The following is a 16,711-nucleotide window of genomic DNA, read 5'->3' on the forward strand; positions in this document are numbered from 1 at the left end:
GGCCGCCTCCGCCGAGACTCGGCGTTGCCCTCAGCCTGGCGCCACCGCGCGAGACCGCGATCCCGAGCAGGAAGGCCGACCGTACCGAGCCGCGGGTTCGACGCGAGGCTGTCACGCAAGACTTCAGCAGGCCCACCGTGGCGAGAAGCGGCAGGCCGTCAGCAGACAAGGGCCGCAACGAGGCGCTGACCGCATCCGCTCCCCCACCCACGCTGTGTGGCTCGCCCTCGGCGGCACCGCGCTGATCGGGGCGGGCGGGATACGGGCACCGCCACGCCCGCATCCGGGCACGCGGGCCAACGCATGCTGCGGTGATGCCGCTCGCAAGAGGAAACGGCAGGCACAACCGAGCCCTTTACGGGCCCCCGCGCCTCCGCAGCGGGCTGGTAGAACCCGGTGTCCACGGACAAACGGGGCAGCAAGGGCTGCCCAATTGAGGGAGGAATGTCTGGCTTATGTGACGTACTCGGCTCCGGCCGCAGAGGCCGGCGGGCCGTAACCCGGCTGACGACAACGCTGGCCATGGCCCTCCCACTAGTCGCATCCTGCTCCGGCAGATCCGCACGGCCCGCCAAGCCGGCGAAGGCTGGGTAATGGTCGGCGACCTCAACCTCAACTTCCGCAACCGCAACCGCACCGACCAGCAGGCGCGCGAGCGCTCCCTGCGCCTGCGGCCCGCTGAACAACTGGCCCGGACCGGCCGCAGCACCCACCAGAGCGGCGGCGAACTGGACTACGCCCTCACCTACCGCACCCCTGGTACTACTTCGGGCACGGCGGCAGCGGCGACACGGGTGAACCCGGCGGCCCGGTGCGCTGGCGCAACTCCCGCTTCCCGCAGCTGTGCCTGACCGGCGCGGAACGGCAAGGTCCGCGCTGCTTCGGCCGAGGCAGCAGCCGCTCACCACTCGCACGGGCCTGCCCGAAGTCCACCCCGACCGCCGCCGTCGGGCCACCGCCGTCCCCCGCGGCCCGGCCCGGCGGCGGCTTGCCGACAGTGGTCAGCCGACCCGGCCCCGCTCCTGGTCATCGGAGTAGATCACGAGAGTGTGGTCCGGCTGTTCGGCCAGGTGGAACGCGGTGTAAGCGAAATCCACCACCCCGCGTCCCGGGAGCCGCAGCCGTTTGCGACCGCCGCGTCGTGCCTGCACGTCGTACCGCGGCCACCAGGCCCGCACCTCCGGGCTGTCCGCCTTCAGTTCCTCGATCAGCCGGGTATGGCGGGGATCGCCCGGATGGCGTCCGGCCAGCGTCCGCAGCCGGGCGAGCAGGCCGCGCGCCTCGTGCTGCCAGTCGACCAGCACGTCCCGGGCCGCGGCTTCGAGGAACACCCAGCGGGCGAAGTTCGCCGGACGGTCCGCCGCCGCGGCCAGGTACGGGAACAGCTCCGCGGCCGCCTGGTTGTGGCTGAGCACGTCGTAGTTGCCGCCGAGGATGTACGCGGGGTGCGGCTGGAGCAGGAGCGGGACGGCCGCCACCTCGGCAGGAAGCCGAGGCTCGGGAGCCTCGGCTTCCCCGGAAGGCGCGTGACCGGCATGTCGCAGCAGATGGTCGTGCTCGTGCCGGTCGAGCCGCAGCGCCGAGGCGAGGGCGTCGAGCACCTGGTCCGAGGCGCGTACGTCCCGGCCCTGCTCCAAGTACGTGTACCAGGTGGCGCTGATCCCGGCGAGCAGCGCGAGTTCCTCCCGCCGCAGGCCCGGCGTCCGCCGTCGCCCGGTGTCAGGCAGCCCGACGTCGTCAGGCGTGATCCGCTCTCTGCGGCTGCGCAGAAAAGCGCCCAGCTCACGGCGTTGATCCGGCTGTCTCTTCATGGTGGATGGCATTCCTGATTCCAGAATGAACGCGCTCTGTATACCAGGCTGAATCCCCCACAGACTGGCCTCCCAACAGAGAGCGGAGAAGGAAGAGGAGGCACACATCATGACGGAAACAGCCGGAATCGCGGCAGGAACAGCCGGGATCGCGGGAATCGACGGCAAGGTCGTGGCGGTCACGGGAGCCAGCGGCGGCATCGGCGAGGCGACCGCGCTGCTGCTTGCCGAACGAGGCGCGCGACTCGTCCTGGGCGCACGCCGATCCGAACGCCTTGTGGATCTGGCGGGGCGCATCGAGACGGCGGGCGGTGCGGCCGTGCACGCCCGCACCGACGTGACGCGACGGAATGATCTCCACGCCCTGGTCGCGCTGGCCCGCGAGCGCTTCGGCCGCATCGACGTGCTGGTCAGCAACGCCGGTGCCGGCACCATCTCGCCGCTCGACGATCTACGGGTCGACGAGTGGGACCAGATGGTCGACGTCAACGTCAAAGGGGTGCTGCACGGAATCGGCGCCGCGCTGCCGGTCTTCCGTGCGCAGGGCACGGGCCACTTCATCACCGTCGCCTCCACGGCCGCTTTCCGCGTCGTGCCGAACATGGCGGTCTACGCCGGTACGAAGGTCGCGGTCCGCGCCATCTGCGAGGGCCTGCGTCAGGAAGCCGGCCCCTCTCTGCGAGTGACCACCGTCTCCCCCGGCATGGTCGGCACCGACTTCGCGGAGGCGTCCACGAATGCACGGGTGAGAGCGGAGATCGCGGCGATGCGGGACCGGATCGCGATCCCGCCCGAAGCAATCGCCCGGGCCATCGCGTTCGCCATCGAGCAGCCCGCGACCGTGGACGTGAACGAGATCGTCGTCCGGCCCACTGCCCAGCAGTGGCCTCCGGGGCGACGTCCGCGTTACCGCTACCGCCGGTGGGACGGCGTCAACGTGCTGCGAGCAGTCACCCCACCCCGTTGACCTGCACCGTCATCCCAGCGGCGCATGATCGAAGCGGCTCCGTGTGCCCCACTGAGTGACCGTCGGCGGCAACGACGCGCGGTGCCCGTTCGCCTGGCCTCACGATGGCGCGCTGACCAGGATTCCTCGTCTTGCATGGAAGCGCTCGAATATGCGCAGGGGCAGCGATGCGGAGTCTGCGTTGTGAGAGTAGCCCGATGGATCATGGAATCGCACGATACCGCCATGGACCGCATGAATCAGCACAAGATGCCCTCCTCGTCGCGGTGCGTACGTTCTTGGGTCGCGTATCTCAGGAGATACTGAAGCGATCAGGACTTGCCCGGGGCGCACCGCTCGGGAGGATGCTTGAATCGGTGTGTTCTCGACCACTTGGCATGTGAATCCGAATTGGGAGCTGACCCAAGCCATGAATGGCCTGTAGAGCAGTCCCTGGACCTTGCCGTGGGGTTCCACCAGGTAGCAACCCCAGTCGAGGGCCAGCGCAAGGAGTTCACGCATCGTCAGTCGGACGTCCGTCCAGCCATGGAGCAGGGACTGCAGGCATGCCAGGCCGCAGACCTTGCGGGACCAGAACAGGTACTCCTCGCTCGAGTGGTATCCATCGGCGGCCCAGTCGTGCAGGTGCGATGGATCGGTGCGCCGCAGGAAGACGTCGAGACCCGATGGTGCGGCACGCCGCATGACGACCTCGTCGTTCCGGTCCAGGCTTCCCCACTGTGAGACGTAAGGGAGGCTTCCATCATGTGACGGGAAAGTCGAAATAGACATCTGAATAAGGCTCGCTTTTCAGCGTGTAGTGCCACCACTCGCATTCGTAGCGAACAAATCCGCAGTCCTCCATGATGGAGCAGAGGAGCTCGCGGTTTCCCGCTTCGATGGGCGTTATTCCGCTTGCCCCATGATGTGAGACCGGATCCATGAGGTCGTGGTCGCCACCCATGCGAGCATTTTCTCCGGTGGCAAGGGTGTAGAGCGTCAAGTCGACGGAACTGCCGCGACTGTGGCCCGACTTGGCGGCCACGTATCCCTTGTCGAAGAGCTCGGGTCTTTCGATGTTGGGATAGTGGCGCTCCTTCGTCCGGCCGTCCTCCGGCTGTTCCGACCAGCGCAGGAAGCTGTCGACGGCGCGTTGCGGACGGTATCCGTCCCAGACAAGCAAGCCGAAGCCGAGGGACGCGGCTTCGGCTTGCGCTCGCCCCAGGGCTGTGCACAAGGCTCTGGTGCCGACGATCCGGTTTGCCAGGTATCCGTCCACCGGCTTTCCGGTGAAGTTGTCCCCGGTGGCGTACTTGGCGTCCCAACGGATGCCGGGTACCAGCTCGTCCAGGTACACGAAGTCGTCGTTCATCGCCTTTTCCGGTGCAGTGTCATTGACACGAGCCGGTCGATCACGTCGGAAAGCGGCAGTCCTGCGGCGGCCATCATCCGGGGATAGCGGCTGTAGGAGGTCATGCCGGGCAAGGTGTTGACTTCGTTGAGCACCACCTGGCCGTCCTCCTTGAGGAACATGTCCACGCGGGCAAGCCCCTGACAGCCCAGCGTGCGGTAGATGGTCTTGGCGCTCTCCTGGACGAGCCGACGCGATTCTTCGGAGATGTCGGCGGGAACGATGAACGTCGAGTTCTCCGAACCAGTCTCGGGTGCGTCCTCCTGGTGGATCCTGAAGAATCCGTGTGCGAGGGCCACGCGGTCCACCTCGCCCGTGATCGGGGTGAACGGTTCCCCCAGAAGCGCGCAGCCGACCTCGCTCCCGGCCACGGCCTCTTCGATCAGGGCCTTCGAGTCGTACTGTCGGGCGGCGTCCAGTGCACTCGGCAAGTCCGCTGCTCCGGCGACTTTGCTGACACCGAAAGACGAGCCCGAACGGGCCGGCTTCACGAAGACGGGGTAGGGAAGCCGGTCGGCGTCGACCTTCTCGTCCTCCGTGACCACCCGGAAATTCGGCGTGGCGATTCCCGCGCTCTTGGCGACGGTGTAGGTCAGGGACTTGTCCATGCATATGGCAGAGCTCTGGACATCGCAGCCGACATAGGGAACGCCGGAGAGCTCCAACAGGCCCTGGAGCGCACCGTCTTCGCCGAGTGTGCCGTGCAGAACGGGCAGCACGAGGTCCAGACGGATCACTTCGAATCGTCCCTGTTCCAGGACGAGCAGACCGTGGACGCTTCGGTCGGGTGACAGCATGACCGGACGAGCGGCGCCGTTCTCCCAGTCTGCGCGAGGGGAATCACAGAGCCGCCAGGCACCGGACTGTGTCATGCCGATCCAGTACGGCTCGTACTTATCGGCGTTGAGGTTCTTTGCGACCTCTTGGGCGGACTTGACGGAGACGGGGTGTTCTTCGGAAGGGCCCCCGAAGATGATGCCGATCTTCAACCTGTTCATGCTTTCCCTCTTTCAAAGTCAAGGCAGTTGATGAGGCTGTTCCTGATGGTGTCGCTCAGCGCGTGGTCGGTGTAATAGGCCGTGTGGGGGCTGATGAGAACATTCGGCAGATCCTGCAGGCGCAACAGGGCGCGGTTCTCGATGTTCTTGTTTCGGCAGTCGGTGTAGAAGATCTCTTCCTCGCCGTCGAGGACGTCCAACGCCGCGCCGCCCAATCTGCCGCTCTCCAACGCCGAAAGAAGGGCTTCGGTATCAATGAGTGGCCCGCGTGCGGTGTTGACGATGAACGCACCGTGTTTCATCTGATCGATGCGTCGGCGATCGACGAGATGGCGGGTTCCCGCGGTGAGCGGGGTGTGGAGTGTGACCATGTCGCTGTGCCGGAACAGCTCGTCGATCGGCACGTGATCGGCGGAGTCCTTGGGGCCGTTGTCGTAGGTCAGAACGCGGCATCCGAAGCCTTGCAGCCGGTCGATGACCGCTGTGCCGATACGCCCCGTGCCGACCACTCCGACAGTCAGGTCGCGCAGCTCTTTGCCGCGTGTCTCGCTCAGTCGGTAGTCATGCGCATCGGCGCGACGGATGGTGGCCTTCGCGTGGCGCAATGCCATCAGCATGAGCATCAGCGTGTAGTCGGCGACGCTGTCGGGAGAATACGTCACGTTCCCGACGGAGATACCCACGCTCTCCGCGTAGCTCACGTCTATGTGGTTGCATCCGACGCTGCGGGTGGAGAGATACTCCACACCGGCGCGGCTCAGCGCAATGAGCGTGGCACGGGTGACTTGCGTCTTGTGGCCGATGCTGATGCATCGATTCCCGACTGCCAGGTCGATATTGGCTTCAGATACCGCTGCCTTCGTGATGGTGGGCACCATGCCGAAGCGAGGCGCCATTTCCCGGAACAGACGAGCCTCATCCTGCTCGCATCCATAGACCGTGATTCCCGTTGTCGGGACAGCCCGTGAGGACGACGCCGGCGCTCGGGTACGGCACTCCGCCGCTCGTGTTGGTCCGCTGGAACTCATGCCTCCCAGACAAGAGAGCGTGGTGTTGCCGGCACGTATGCGTTTTTGGATACGCCAACGATATGTGGCCGGCTGCTGCAAGGCCGGGACAGGGCTTGTCTTGATCCTCAAGGACGAGTCCCCGGCGCGTGGAAGAGGACGAGTCCCCGGCCCGTGGAGGAGCCCGGCGCGGCGCATGCGCGACACGTTGCCGTGCCGCCCTCAGGGCTCCGGGCGACCCCGAAGCGACGCTCCAGCGGGCCGGCAACCTATCGTCCACGTATCGAAAACTGCATACGTGCCGGCAACACCGTGCTCTCTTGGCTGGAAGGCATGAATTCCAGCGAACCAGCCTCCGCCATCCCCTGCCTCGCCGACCCTCCCCCGCTCGCCGTCACAGCGATCGGCCGGTTGTCGATGCGCTGCGCCGATCCTTGCGCGGTCCGGGCATGATCCCGCTCAGCCTCGGCGAGATCGCCGCAGTCGTCGGCGGGACGGTCGAGGGCGACGGCGCCGTGACGGTGACCGCGCCGGCCGTGCTCGACGGCCGGCAGGCCGAGCCGGGCGGCCTCTTCGTCGCCTTCGCCGGCGAACACGTCGACGGCCATGCCTACGCCGTCCAGGCCGGCCGGGCCGGTGCGGTGGCCGTGCTCGGCTCCCGGCCCACGGCCCTGCCGACCGTCGTCGTCGAGGACGCCAAAGCCGCGTTGCAGGCGCTCGCCGCCCACGTAGTGGCACGGCTGCGCGGCGGTCTTACCGTCGTCGCGGTGACCGGATCCCGCGGCAAGACCAGCACCAAGGACCTGCTGGCGGCCGTGCTGTCGAGCGCCGCGCCGACGATCGCCACGATCGGCTCGCTCAACAACGAACTCGGCGTGCCGCTCACCATGCTGCGTGCCACCCCGGCCACCCGGTTCCTCGTCCTTGAGATGGGAGTCCGCCACATCGGCGACCTCACCGAACTCACCGGCCTGGTCGCGCCCGACGTCGGTGTCGTCCTCAACGTCGGCCAGGCCCACCTCAGCCATCTCGGGTCGCGCGAGGCAATCGCCCGGGCCAAGGGTGAGCTGGTGCAGGGTCTGGCGCCCGGTGGCACCGCGGTCCTGAGCGCCGACGATCCCCGGGTGGTCGCGATGCGCTCGCTCACCGACCGCCCGGTGCTGACCTTCGGGCGGGCGGAACACGCCGACGTACACGTACGCGACGTGGTCCTCGACCGGCTCGCCCGGCCGTCCTTCACCCTGCGGACCGCCGCCGCCCGGGCCCCGGTCGCACTGCCGCTCGTGGGCACGCACCAGGCGCTCAACGCGGCGGCTGCAGCGGCGGCGGGGCTGGCGGTCGGCGTCTCCCTCGATGCGGCCGCGGCGGTGCTGCCCACGGTCTCGCTGTCGAAGTGGCGCTTGGAGCTACGTGACCTCGTCGTCGGCGCGACGCTGCTCGACGACTCCTTCAACGCCGACCCCGACTCGGCCCGTGCCGCCCTGGACGCGCTGGCGGCGATCGAGGGCAAGCGCCGCATCGCCGTCCTCGGCGAGATGCTCGAACTCGGCGACGACAGCGAGGCCCAGCACCGCGCCATCGGCGAGTACGCCGCCTTCCGGGCAGACGTGGTGGTCACGGTCGGCGCCCGGCCGCTCGCCGACGGCGCCGGAGAGCGGGCGGTGGCGCTGGCCGACAACGCCGCGGCCATCGCATGGCTGCGCCGTCGGCTCACTGCCGACGATGTGGTGCTCGTCAAGGCCTCCCGCGGGGCGCGCCTCGACGAGGTCGCCGCCGCGCTCGTGTCCGGACCCCACGATGCACCGGCAGATCGCCCCATGGACAACAGGTAGGAGCAGCAGTGGCTTTTCGGGTACGGACCATCACGGCGAGCGATCACGTCGCGTTCAACGCGAGCCAACCCGCGGTGAGTTTCCTGCAGACCCCGGCCTGGGCGTCGGTGAAGAGCGAGTGGGGGGCGGAGTCGCTGGGCTGGTTCGACGACCGCGGTCACCTGGTCGGCGCGGGCTTGGTGCTGTTTCGGCGGCTGCCCGGGTTCAGGACGTCCCTTGCGTACCTGCCCGAAGGGCCGGTGATCGACTGGGCCTCTGATGATCTGGCCGACTGGCTCGGCCCGTTGGTGGACCACCTGAAGCGCTCTGGTGCCTTCGCCATACGCATCGGGACGACGGCTGTGGCCCGTACCTGGAGTGCTGCGACGATCAAAGCCGCGATCGCCGACCCAGAGATCACCAGGCTCAGCGACGTGCCCCCGGACACCGTCAACGACGTCGCTGCCCGGGCACGCACCCAGCTGCGGCATCTGGGCTGGCGCCCGCCGAAAGAAGAAGAAGGATTCTCCGCCGGGCAGCCGCGCTGGGTCTTCCAAGTGCCGTTGGCAGGCAAGGACGAAGATCAACTCTTGAAGGGGATGAATCAGCTCTGGCGGCGCAACATCAAGAAGGCCGGCACAGCGGGTGTCATCGTGACCCAGGGCAGTGTCGAGGACCTCCCCGACTTCTATCGGATCTACGTCGAGACCGCGCAACGCGATCGGTTCATCCCGCGGCCGTTCAGCTACTTCCCGACCATGTTCGAGGCGCTGCTGGCCGAGGACAAGGACCGGATCCGGCTCTACCTCGCCCACCACGAAGGTGACCTCGTTGCCGCCACCATCTGGGTCCGGGTCGGAGCACACGCCTGGTACAGCTACGGCGCCTCCGCCACGGCCAAACGGGAGGTACGCGGGTCGAACGCCGTGCAGTGGAGGATGATCACTGATGCTCTGGCTGCCGGATGTACGGTCTACAACCTGCGCGGCATCACCGACACCGTGGACAAGAACGACCCGCACCTGGGGCTGATCCAGTTCAAGGTCGGCACCGGCGGCGAAGCCGTGGAGTATCTCGGCGAATGGGATCTGCCGCTGAATCGCCTGCTGTACAAGGCATTCGACGTCTACATGTCCCGTCGAGGCTGAGGCAGCCTGTCGGTGGCGGAACTCGGCGGGCGAGGCGTGTGCGCTGGCGCGGCGGGCAGTTGCACCGTGATGCGGAGCCCGCCGGCGGGGCGGGGGGTGAGGGCGAGTGTTCCGTCGTGGGCTTGGGTGATGCTTTTGACGATGGCCAGGCCGAGGCCGACACCTGCGTGGCTGGTGTGCAAGCGTTCGGTGCCGCGCTGGAATGGCTCGGTGAGTGTCGGGACCAGCTGTGGGGCGAGCTTCTCACCGGTGTTCTCGACAGTGAGCACAGCGCTGTGGGGGCGGACGCCGGTCTTCACCCATACGACGCCCTGTTCAGGCAAGTTGTGGCCGATCGCGTTGTGCAGAAGGTTCATGGTCAGCTGCAGCAGGAGCGCCTGTGAACCGATGGTGGTGCTCACGTCGCCGGAGGTTTCGATGGCGACGCCATGCTTTTCGGCCAAGGGGAGGAGCGTTTCCGTGGCTTCTTCCGCCAGGAGGGACAGGTCGACGTGTTCCCTGGTGAATGACCGCTGGTTGGCGCGGCTGAGCAGGAGCAGCGCTTCGGTGAGGTCGATGGCTCGGGTGTTGACCGCGCGGAGGCGCTCGACGAGCTCGCGGGGGTCGCGGTTCGGATCGTTGCGGGCCGCGTCGAGAAGCGCCCGCGTGACCGCCAGCGGAGTGCGCAGTTCGTGAGAGGCATTGGCCGCGAATCGCCGCTGTTCGGCGACGTGGGCTTCGAGCCGCGCGAGCATGGTGTCGAAGGAGTCGGCGAGTTCACGGAACTCGTCTCGGCGACCCGGTAGGCGGATCCGGTGGGAGAGCGGTCCGTTCGCCACTCTGCGTGTGGCATCGGTGATGCGAGTCAGCGGGGCGAGCATCCGGCCGGCCAGAATCCACCCGCCCACGAGACCGAACACCAGCAGGAACGCCAGCACGAGGATTCCCGCTGGGACGAAGACGACTGGGCCGAAACTGCCTGGGTCGAAGACACGGAGGAAGTCGGACCGATCGGGGATGTCCAGGCTGTTCGACCTTCCTCGCAGCAGGAACATCCACACGGCGGCGAGCAGCAAGACGCCCGCGATCACGAGGAACCCGGCGTAGCTGAGGGTGAGCTTGAGGCGGACGCTCAACCCTTGACGCCTATCCACTCACGGCTCCCCGGTCGTCGGCGTCCGGTCCTGTGTCGATGCGGTAACCGACCCCTGGCACGGTGGCGATCAGCCAGGGCTCGCCGAGGCGTTTACGCAAGGCCGAGACCGTGATGCGCACGGCATTGGTGAACGGGTCCGCGTTCTCATCCCACGCTTGCTCCAGCAGCTCTTCCGCGCTGACGACACCGCCTTCGGCAGCGGCGAGCACGTCGAGCACGGCGAACTGCTTCCTGGTGAGCGCGATGTAGCGGCCCTCGCGGTAGACCTCGCGGCGGAACGGATCCACACGTAGGCCCCCGACCTCTCGCACCGGTGGTCTGTTGTGGGCGCGCCTGCGGTCGAGTGCTCTGAGTCTGAGCACGAGTTCGCGGAGTTCGAAGGGCTTGGTGAGGTAGTCGTCGGCGCCGAGCTCGAACCCGGTGGCCTTGTCGTCGAGCCGGTCGGCAGCGGTCAGCATGAGGATCGGCATGCCGCTGCCGGAGGCGACGAGGTGTTGGGCGATCTCGTCACCGGTGGGTCCAGGGATGTCCCGGTCGAGGACGGCGACGGCGTAGGCGTTGGTGCTCAGCAGCTCCAGAGCGGTATGGCCGTCACCGGCGATGTCGGCCGCGATCGCCTCCAGGCGCAGCCCATCGCGGATGGCCTCTGCCATGTAGGGTTCGTCCTCAACGACTAGCACACGCATGGCCTCATGCTACGAGTTGGTGCCATATCGTCGGCATATCAAAAACTGGATACGGGCTGGCAACGTCACGCCCCCTCGACTGGAGGCATGAACGAACCACACGTTATCCCGCCCCGGCCCCGTGACCGGCTGTTCGCCGCACTCGCGGTGGCGCTCGCCGTGCTCCTGCTCCCCGTTGCGTTCGTCCGCAATCCCAGCCGCGCCCGGGAACTTGCCTGCCGCTGGGCATTGGGGATCCGTTTTCCTGCCGAGGATCTCACCGGTCTCACCGACGGCGCCAGGGCGGCATTCACCGCCGCACGCACCGAGGCACTCTGGCGCCACGGGCAGCTCATCGGCCTCACCTCGGGATACCGCGATCCCCTCGTCCAGCAACGGTTGTTCGACGAGGAGGTACGGCGCGTCGGCTCACCGGCCGCGGCCCGGATGCTCGTACTGCCACCGGCGGAATCCAGGCACGTCAAAGGCACCGCGCTGGATGTACGCCCGTTTGAAGGCGCACGCTGGCTCGAGGAACACGGCGCCCGCTACGACCTCTACCGCATCTATGACAACGAGTGGTGGCACTTCGAGTACCACCCGAACGCGACGTGTTCCCCGGCCAGGGGAGGTCTTGAGGCCGTGAAGGCAGCAGTACGGCGGCCGTGAACGACGCGCTGGTGGGGCCCACAGCCCGAACTGCGCGCCTTCGTACGGGCCGGTAATGAGGAGGATCTAGGTACGCGTACCCAGGCGGTACGCGGGATCGGCTGCCTAGCCTGCGGGCATGAATGTTGAGCAGATGGCCGGGCCGGGAGCACAGAGGGCGACGCGGCCGCAGGTGCGGGGTACAGCGTCGCTGGTGCTGGGTGCGGCCGCCCTCGCCATGGTCGTGTTCCCGCTGCTGGTGCAGCTACCGGGGCCGTTGTGGATCCGCTTCTCTCCGTGGATCTGCATCGCGCCCGCGGGGATCGGTGCGGTCGTCTCCGGCCTGGTTGTGCTGCACCGGGTGCAGGGCCGCAGGGACGTCGATGCCTTCCGGGCACGGATGGGCATCACGCTCGGCACAGTGGCCGTGGTGCTGCCGGTGGCGGCGCTCCTGTGGGTGGTCTGGGTGCTGAACCAAGCTGTCAGCTGAACGGCCCGGACACTGAGGCGGTCGGGTGCTGAGGCGGCGCCTGGGTGCGCGAGTTCGCAGCAGGCGAGGCCGGCTTCGGTTGGCTCCCGATGAGTGTGCGCCCTGGACATCGTAGAGATCGTCCGGCAGTTGTTGGAGGAGGGCTGGACGTCGCCTTCACCCCGCTGCGCGGCCAGGGACCTGCTGCCGCCAGCTTCGGCGAGGCCGCGTGATCTCAGTTGGGCGCCATGTCGGTGAGTGCGGGCTCCGCGGCAGACCCCTCGAAGTGGCGGGGTGTCTGGGTGCGGTAGGAGTGGCCGAGTTCCGGGCCGAGTCCGAAGTAGTGGCGGAAGTTGTAAATGAGGGGGCTCCAGGCGGCGGGGTCGATGTGGTCGGTGCCCGGAACGACGATGCGGGAGTCGGCGTGCACCTTGCACACGACGGCCTCGACGATGACGAACTCCCCGGAGGCGTCCGGCTGCACCCGCTCGGCACGGGCCTCGCATTGGATCGGGCATCCGGCGGCGCGAGGCGGCCGGACCAGATGGGAGGGCTCGCCGGTCATGCCCGCGGCGGCGAACTTGTCCGGCTCGAAGCGGCAGCCCTTGGGCTTGCTGGAGGGCACTGGATTCCGGCCGGTCAGAGGCGCAAGACGCTCCACGGCCGGCCACTGGGCGGGGGCAGGCAGGCTGATGACCAGGTCCGGGCGGCTGCCGAGGTTGTACGCGGTCTGTCCCTCACGGCCCAGTCCGATCACAACCGTCTTCCCGAGGGCCCATGCGGAGGATATCGGGGCAAGGTTGAACGAGCCGTCCTGGTTCTCTGTCGACAGGAGCACCACTGGCGTCCCGAAGTACAGGATGCTCGGCTCGATCTCCAGGTGGGTGGCGACTGTCTGTGCGGGCTGGGTGCTGGAAGGTGCCGTGTTCATGGGGAGAAGCCTGCGGTCCGTTTACTTCGGCCGGGACCGAAGTGCCTCAGGGGACAATGGACGGTATGAACATGCAGCGCGCCCATGCGGCCGGTCCTGACCTGGCTACCGTGGCGAAGCTTCTGGCCGATGGTACGCGGGCGGGTTTCTGTCTGGCCCTCCTCGACGGCCGGGCTTGGACAGCGACGGAATTGGCGCGTCGTGCGGGGGTGGCGCCCTCGACCGCGACTGAGCACTTGCATGCGCTCGTCCGCGGAAACCTGCTGGCCGAGGAACGGCAGGGACGCCACCGCTATGTGCGTCTGGCCGGTCCGCACGTGGCCGAGGTGATCGAGAACCTCGCCGCGATCGCACCCGAGCGCACCCCTGCACCCCGCTCCCTTTCGGCGGCCGGCCGCCGAAAGGCCCTCGCGCACGCCCGCACCTGCTACGACCACCTCGCCGGGACCGTCGGGGTCGCCATCACCGATGCGATGCTCGAACGAGGGCTGCTGAACCTGGAGCACGGACTCGGACTCACCAGCACCGGAGCGACCTGGCTCGAAGAGCTCGGCATCACCATCCCGACCGGCACACGCCGACCGTCGGTACGGTCCTGCCTGGACTGGACCGAACGCCGCACCCACCTGGCTGGCGCCGTCGGTGCCGCCCTGTGCCGTCACGCGTTCGACACAGGCTGGATCGCTCCCGTCGGCACCACGCGCGCCGTCGCAGTCACGCCCCTCGGCCGACAGGCACTCCGCCGCCATCTCGCTTTGTCCGATGAACTCCTTTCGCAGAAATGAGCAGTTCTGAGAGACCGGAGTGCGGCTGGGTTCTGGGCTGGGACTCCAGGGCCGAGTTACTACCCAGCACGGACTCGACGGCGGCCTGCTCGCTCGGCGACAGCTCGCGGCGGGCCTTGTCGGCGGCGTCGGAGTAGAAGGCGTGGGGGGAATCCGTACGCGAGAGGGTCTCGCGGCTCCGGCCCGGTGCTCCCCAGGGGCGGCCCGGCGCCATGGATCAAGCAGCTCGGCTCGCTGCCGCCGCTCTCGGCGATCTCCCGCACTCCACAGCGCGGCCGATGAGTTTGGGGCTCCCGGCCGGTCCAAGCTCGTGACACCCAGGAAAGGACACCGCCATGTCGGAGCTTCTCGTCGACTTCATCACCTCCCTCGACGGCTACGCGTCGGGAGAGGGCTGGCCCGGGTTCTGGGGCCTCGAGGGCCCGGAGTACCTCGCATGGCTCGGCGAGCAGCCCGAGGTCACCTACCTGATGGGAGCGAACACCTACCGTCTGATGTCGGGCTTCGCCGCAGGCGAGGTCCCCGGTGGCCAAGCCGAGTTCAGGCCCGAAGAAGAGGCGTCCGTCGACGAGCTCACGCAAGCGTCCAAGGTGGTGTTCTCCTCCTCGCTCGAGGAGCCACTGACCTGGGCCAACTGCACGCTCGTCCGCGACGACGCCGTCGAGGCGGTCCGCGCCATGAAGTCGAGTGGCTCGGGGCTCCTCAGCACGATCGGCAGCCTCAGCCTGTGCCGGTCCCTGCTGCGAGCCGGGCTCGTCGACCGCTTCCGGGTCGTGATGTTCCCGGTGATCACCGGGGCCACGGGCGAAGAACGCATCTACGACGGCTATCCGGACGTCGCCCTCGAGATGATCGAGCACCGCACCTTCGACGGCCGCATCCAGCTCGTCGAGTACAAGCCCCGCGTGCTCGAGCACCCGCCGCTCGGCGCCCCTGCCTGACGTCGCGCCGTCCGCCGGTCCCGGATGGGCCTGAACTGGATGGTCCTGGCCGACGGGCTCGCCGAGCGGGGCTGGGGCGTCCATGCCGCCTCCCACCACCACACGGCCGCCGACCTGGAAGCCCTCGGGCGCCTCGCCGGCGCCTACGGGTGCGTGTCCGTGATCGCGATGACCTCGTCGAGGCGGTCCAGGGCGGCCTGCAGGTCGTCGACCTTGGCCTGGATACGGTCGCGCTCGGCGCGCAGCATGGCTCGTTGCTCGGCGTCGGTGTGGCCGGAGTCCCAGCACGGCAGGAGTTCGGCAATCCTCCGGCTGGTCAGGCCGGCGGCGAACATCTGCTGGAAGAAGCGGACCAGGGCAATGGCGTCCTGCCGGTAGAGGCGCTGGCCGGATGGGCTGCGCTCCGCGATGAGCAGCCCCTGCTGCTCGTAGTAGCGCACGGCGCGTACGGAGACACCGGCGCCCCGTGCCACCTCGCCGATGCGGATCAGCCGCTCGGCCGCGGCCTCGGTGACGGTCATGGTGATCCTTCTCCCCCCGGCCCTGACGACCGGCACTTGCCTCTGACGCCAACGTCAGCTTTTAGCGTACCGGGCATGGACATCAACCACTCAGTTGCCCTTGTCACCGGAGCCAACCGCGGCCTGGGCCGCGCCTTCGCCCAGCGCCTGCTCGCACGGGGTGCCCGCAAGGTCTACGCGACGGCCCGCCGGCCGGAGAGCGTGGACCTGCCCGGGGCCGAGGTGCTGCCCCTGGACATCGCCGATCCCGCATCCGTCAGGGCCGCCGCCAAGGCTGCCCCGGACGTCTCGCTGCTCATCAACAACGCGGGGATCCAGACGGGGACCGACCTGGTGACCGGTTCGCTGGACGCGGTGCGGCACGAGCTGGAGACCAACGTGTTCGGCCACCTGGGAATGATCCGGGAGTTCGCGCCGACGCTCGCCGGGAACGGCGGCGGCGCGATCGTCAATGTCCTGTCCGCCATGTCGTGGTTCGGGGGCAAGGGCGCCAATGCCTACCACCTGACCAAGGCCGCGGCCTGGGCCATGACCAACGGCGTCCGCCTGGAGCTCGCCGGGCAGGGCACGCTCGTGACAGCGGTGCACCTCGGCCTGGCCGACACCGACATGGCTGCGGGCTGGCCCGTGGCCAAGCTCGCCCCGTCGGACCTGGCCGACGCGGCGCTCGACGGTGTCGAGGCAGGCTTGGGCGAGGTCCTCGCCGACCAGTGGAGCCGGGACGTCAAGTCCCGGCTGCCGCTGGCGCCGGAAGAGTTCAACGCCGCGATGGACCGTGCCCTGGCGGCGCTGACGGCGGCCTGAGGACCCTCGGGCCGCGCTGGCTTCAGCCGGTTGCTTCCGAGGACGGTCAGTCGGTACTCCGTCCGCAGCCGTGGACCTTCATGGTGTGGCTCGCGTCGGCGGCAGTGACAGTCGCGGGCGCGGGCCAGGTCTCGGCGACGCCATAGGGACCAGCGCGTCGCGATCAACAGGGTGACAGATGATGAACATCATCAGTCTTCAGAGGTCCGGTTCCTCCCGCCGAGCCGCTGATGCCTGCGGCCTGTCCAGCCGACAGCGACCCAAGCGGCGAAGAGAACGATCGCGGCGACGATGCCCGCGACGGTGTCGGTGAAGACGAGTGCGAGCAGGACCGCGATCAGCGTGATCGTCCCGACCGAGGACGTGGCGAAGGAGTCGGCACGCAGGACGATGCGCAGGAAACCTGAGGAGGAAGTATCGGTCATGTCATGTCCATTCTGCGGCCAGGGCTCGTCGTGATCAACGGAATGTTAGAAGGCTGCCGATCCAGTGACGCGTGCACATCGAGTGCCCCCCTCCACGGGAACTCCTGGAAGCCCCCAGGCGGAAGCGGGAGGCCCGCCTTCGCAGGCAGGAGCCCCGCCCCGCCGAACGGCCAGGTCGGAGCCTCAAAGAGAGCCAGGTTGGCCTGAAGCATTAGTTGACGTCCGCTCAGGTGCGGGGAAACTCTGACTCAGCGT

Annotated in this window: 19 protein-coding genes; 9 read left to right on the top strand and 10 right to left on the bottom strand. The window is 68.1% G+C overall.

Annotated features, from left to right (window positions below):
• Positions 1-593 precede the first annotated feature (593 nt).
• The gene (locus ACFWZ5_RS01340) at positions 594-851 is read left to right on the top strand and encodes a hypothetical protein (protein WP_384787429.1); all 258 of its coding nucleotides are present in this window, start codon (positions 594-596) and stop codon (positions 849-851) included.
• Between the two features lie 150 nt (positions 852-1,001).
• Here the strand turns inward: ACFWZ5_RS01340 and ACFWZ5_RS01345 are convergent, their stop codons facing one another.
• Positions 1,002-1,811 carry a helix-turn-helix transcriptional regulator gene (locus ACFWZ5_RS01345; RefSeq protein ID WP_384787426.1) on the bottom strand — a complete coding sequence of 270 codons (810 nt, stop codon included), beginning with the start codon at positions 1,809-1,811 and terminating at the stop codon, positions 1,002-1,004.
• 148 nt (positions 1,812-1,959) lie between these two features.
• On the opposite strand from ACFWZ5_RS01345, the gene ACFWZ5_RS01350 reads away from it, so the two are divergent.
• A complete protein-coding gene (locus tag ACFWZ5_RS01350) occupies positions 1,960-2,778 on the top strand; it encodes an SDR family oxidoreductase (protein WP_384787626.1) in 819 nt (272 codons plus the stop codon).
• Positions 2,779-2,877: 99 nt separating this feature from the next.
• Here the strand turns inward: ACFWZ5_RS01350 and ACFWZ5_RS01355 are convergent, their stop codons facing one another.
• The 4 genes from ACFWZ5_RS01355 to vanH are packed head-to-tail and all read right to left on the bottom strand — an operon-like array spanning position 2,878 to position 6,194.
• Entirely contained in the window at positions 2,878-3,549 is a 672-nt protein-coding gene (locus tag ACFWZ5_RS01355) for a hypothetical protein (RefSeq protein WP_384787423.1), read from the bottom strand.
• Positions 3,521-4,129, bottom strand: a complete 609-nt coding sequence (gene vanX, locus ACFWZ5_RS01360; RefSeq protein WP_384787420.1) for a D-Ala-D-Ala dipeptidase VanX — start codon at positions 4,127-4,129, stop codon at positions 3,521-3,523. The genes ACFWZ5_RS01355 and vanX overlap by 29 nt, the downstream gene beginning before the upstream one ends.
• The gene (gene vanA, locus ACFWZ5_RS01365) at positions 4,126-5,166 is read right to left on the bottom strand and encodes a D-alanine--(R)-lactate ligase (RefSeq protein ID WP_384787417.1); all 1,041 of its coding nucleotides are present in this window, start codon (positions 5,164-5,166) and stop codon (positions 4,126-4,128) included. Before vanA ends, vanX begins: the two co-directional genes overlap by 4 nt.
• Positions 5,163-6,194 (bottom strand): D-lactate dehydrogenase VanH, encoded by a 1,032-nt coding sequence (gene vanH / locus ACFWZ5_RS01370; RefSeq protein WP_384787414.1) that lies wholly within the window; start codon positions 6,192-6,194, stop codon positions 5,163-5,165. Before vanH ends, vanA begins: the two co-directional genes overlap by 4 nt.
• A gap of 428 nt (positions 6,195-6,622) precedes the next feature.
• On the opposite strand from vanH, the gene murF reads away from it, so the two are divergent.
• Complete coding sequence (gene murF / locus ACFWZ5_RS01375) at positions 6,623-8,005, top strand: UDP-N-acetylmuramoyl-tripeptide--D-alanyl-D-alanine ligase (protein WP_384787411.1); 1,383 nt, start codon at positions 6,623-6,625, stop codon at positions 8,003-8,005.
• Positions 8,006-8,013: 8 nt separating this feature from the next.
• Complete coding sequence (locus ACFWZ5_RS01380) at positions 8,014-9,132, top strand: lipid II:glycine glycyltransferase FemX (protein WP_384787408.1); 1,119 nt, start codon at positions 8,014-8,016, stop codon at positions 9,130-9,132.
• Here the strand turns inward: ACFWZ5_RS01380 and ACFWZ5_RS01385 are convergent.
• Together ACFWZ5_RS01385 and ACFWZ5_RS01390 are read right to left on the bottom strand one after the other, a co-directional pair.
• The gene (locus ACFWZ5_RS01385; protein ID WP_384787405.1) at positions 9,111-10,265 is read right to left on the bottom strand and encodes a sensor histidine kinase; all 1,155 of its coding nucleotides are present in this window, start codon (positions 10,263-10,265) and stop codon (positions 9,111-9,113) included. The genes ACFWZ5_RS01380 and ACFWZ5_RS01385 overlap by 22 nt on opposite strands.
• The gene (locus ACFWZ5_RS01390; RefSeq protein WP_384787402.1) at positions 10,258-10,953 is read right to left on the bottom strand and encodes a response regulator transcription factor; all 696 of its coding nucleotides are present in this window, start codon (positions 10,951-10,953) and stop codon (positions 10,258-10,260) included. The genes ACFWZ5_RS01385 and ACFWZ5_RS01390 overlap by 8 nt, the downstream gene beginning before the upstream one ends.
• An 87-nt stretch (positions 10,954-11,040) precedes the next feature.
• On the opposite strand from ACFWZ5_RS01390, the gene vanY-N reads away from it, so the two are divergent.
• Together vanY-N and ACFWZ5_RS01400 are read left to right on the top strand one after the other, a co-directional pair.
• The gene (vanY-N, locus tag ACFWZ5_RS01395) at positions 11,041-11,601 is read left to right on the top strand and encodes a D,D-peptidase/D,D-carboxypeptidase VanY-N (RefSeq protein WP_384787399.1); all 561 of its coding nucleotides are present in this window, start codon (positions 11,041-11,043) and stop codon (positions 11,599-11,601) included.
• 118 nt (positions 11,602-11,719) lie between these two features.
• Positions 11,720-12,070, top strand: coding sequence for a hypothetical protein (locus tag ACFWZ5_RS01400; protein WP_384787397.1), 351 nt, complete (start codon positions 11,720-11,722; stop codon positions 12,068-12,070).
• 214 nt (positions 12,071-12,284) lie between these two features.
• Here ACFWZ5_RS01400 and ACFWZ5_RS01405 read toward each other — a convergent pair whose 3' ends face one another.
• Positions 12,285-12,980 carry a flavin reductase family protein gene (locus ACFWZ5_RS01405; protein WP_384787394.1) on the bottom strand — a complete coding sequence of 232 codons (696 nt, stop codon included), beginning with the start codon at positions 12,978-12,980 and terminating at the stop codon, positions 12,285-12,287.
• A 56-nt stretch (positions 12,981-13,036) separates the two neighbouring features.
• Here ACFWZ5_RS01405 and ACFWZ5_RS01410 point away from each other — a divergent pair, with 56 nt between their 5' ends.
• Positions 13,037-13,765: an ArsR/SmtB family transcription factor gene (locus ACFWZ5_RS01410; RefSeq protein WP_384787391.1), complete on the top strand. Its 729-nt coding sequence runs from the start codon at positions 13,037-13,039 to the stop codon at positions 13,763-13,765.
• 335 nt (positions 13,766-14,100) lie between these two features.
• The gene (locus ACFWZ5_RS01415; protein ID WP_384787389.1) at positions 14,101-14,706 is read left to right on the top strand and encodes a dihydrofolate reductase family protein; all 606 of its coding nucleotides are present in this window, start codon (positions 14,101-14,103) and stop codon (positions 14,704-14,706) included.
• A 143-nt stretch (positions 14,707-14,849) separates the two neighbouring features.
• Here ACFWZ5_RS01415 and ACFWZ5_RS01420 read toward each other — a convergent pair whose 3' ends face one another.
• Positions 14,850-15,227: a MerR family transcriptional regulator gene (locus tag ACFWZ5_RS01420; protein WP_384787386.1), complete on the bottom strand. Its 378-nt coding sequence runs from the start codon at positions 15,225-15,227 to the stop codon at positions 14,850-14,852.
• A gap of 75 nt (positions 15,228-15,302) precedes the next feature.
• On the opposite strand from ACFWZ5_RS01420, the gene ACFWZ5_RS01425 reads away from it, so the two are divergent.
• Complete coding sequence (locus ACFWZ5_RS01425; RefSeq protein WP_384787383.1) at positions 15,303-16,031, top strand: SDR family oxidoreductase; 729 nt, start codon at positions 15,303-15,305, stop codon at positions 16,029-16,031.
• A gap of 191 nt (positions 16,032-16,222) precedes the next feature.
• On the opposite strand, the gene ACFWZ5_RS01430 is transcribed toward ACFWZ5_RS01425, so the two are convergent.
• Positions 16,223-16,456, bottom strand: coding sequence for a hypothetical protein (locus ACFWZ5_RS01430; protein ID WP_384787380.1), 234 nt, complete (start codon positions 16,454-16,456; stop codon positions 16,223-16,225).
• Positions 16,457-16,711: the final 255 nt, after the last annotated feature.

It is taken from the genome of Streptomyces sp. NPDC059003, assembly GCF_042740445.1.
In the GTDB taxonomy this organism is placed as follows: Bacteria; Actinomycetota; Actinomycetes; order Streptomycetales; family Streptomycetaceae; genus Streptomyces.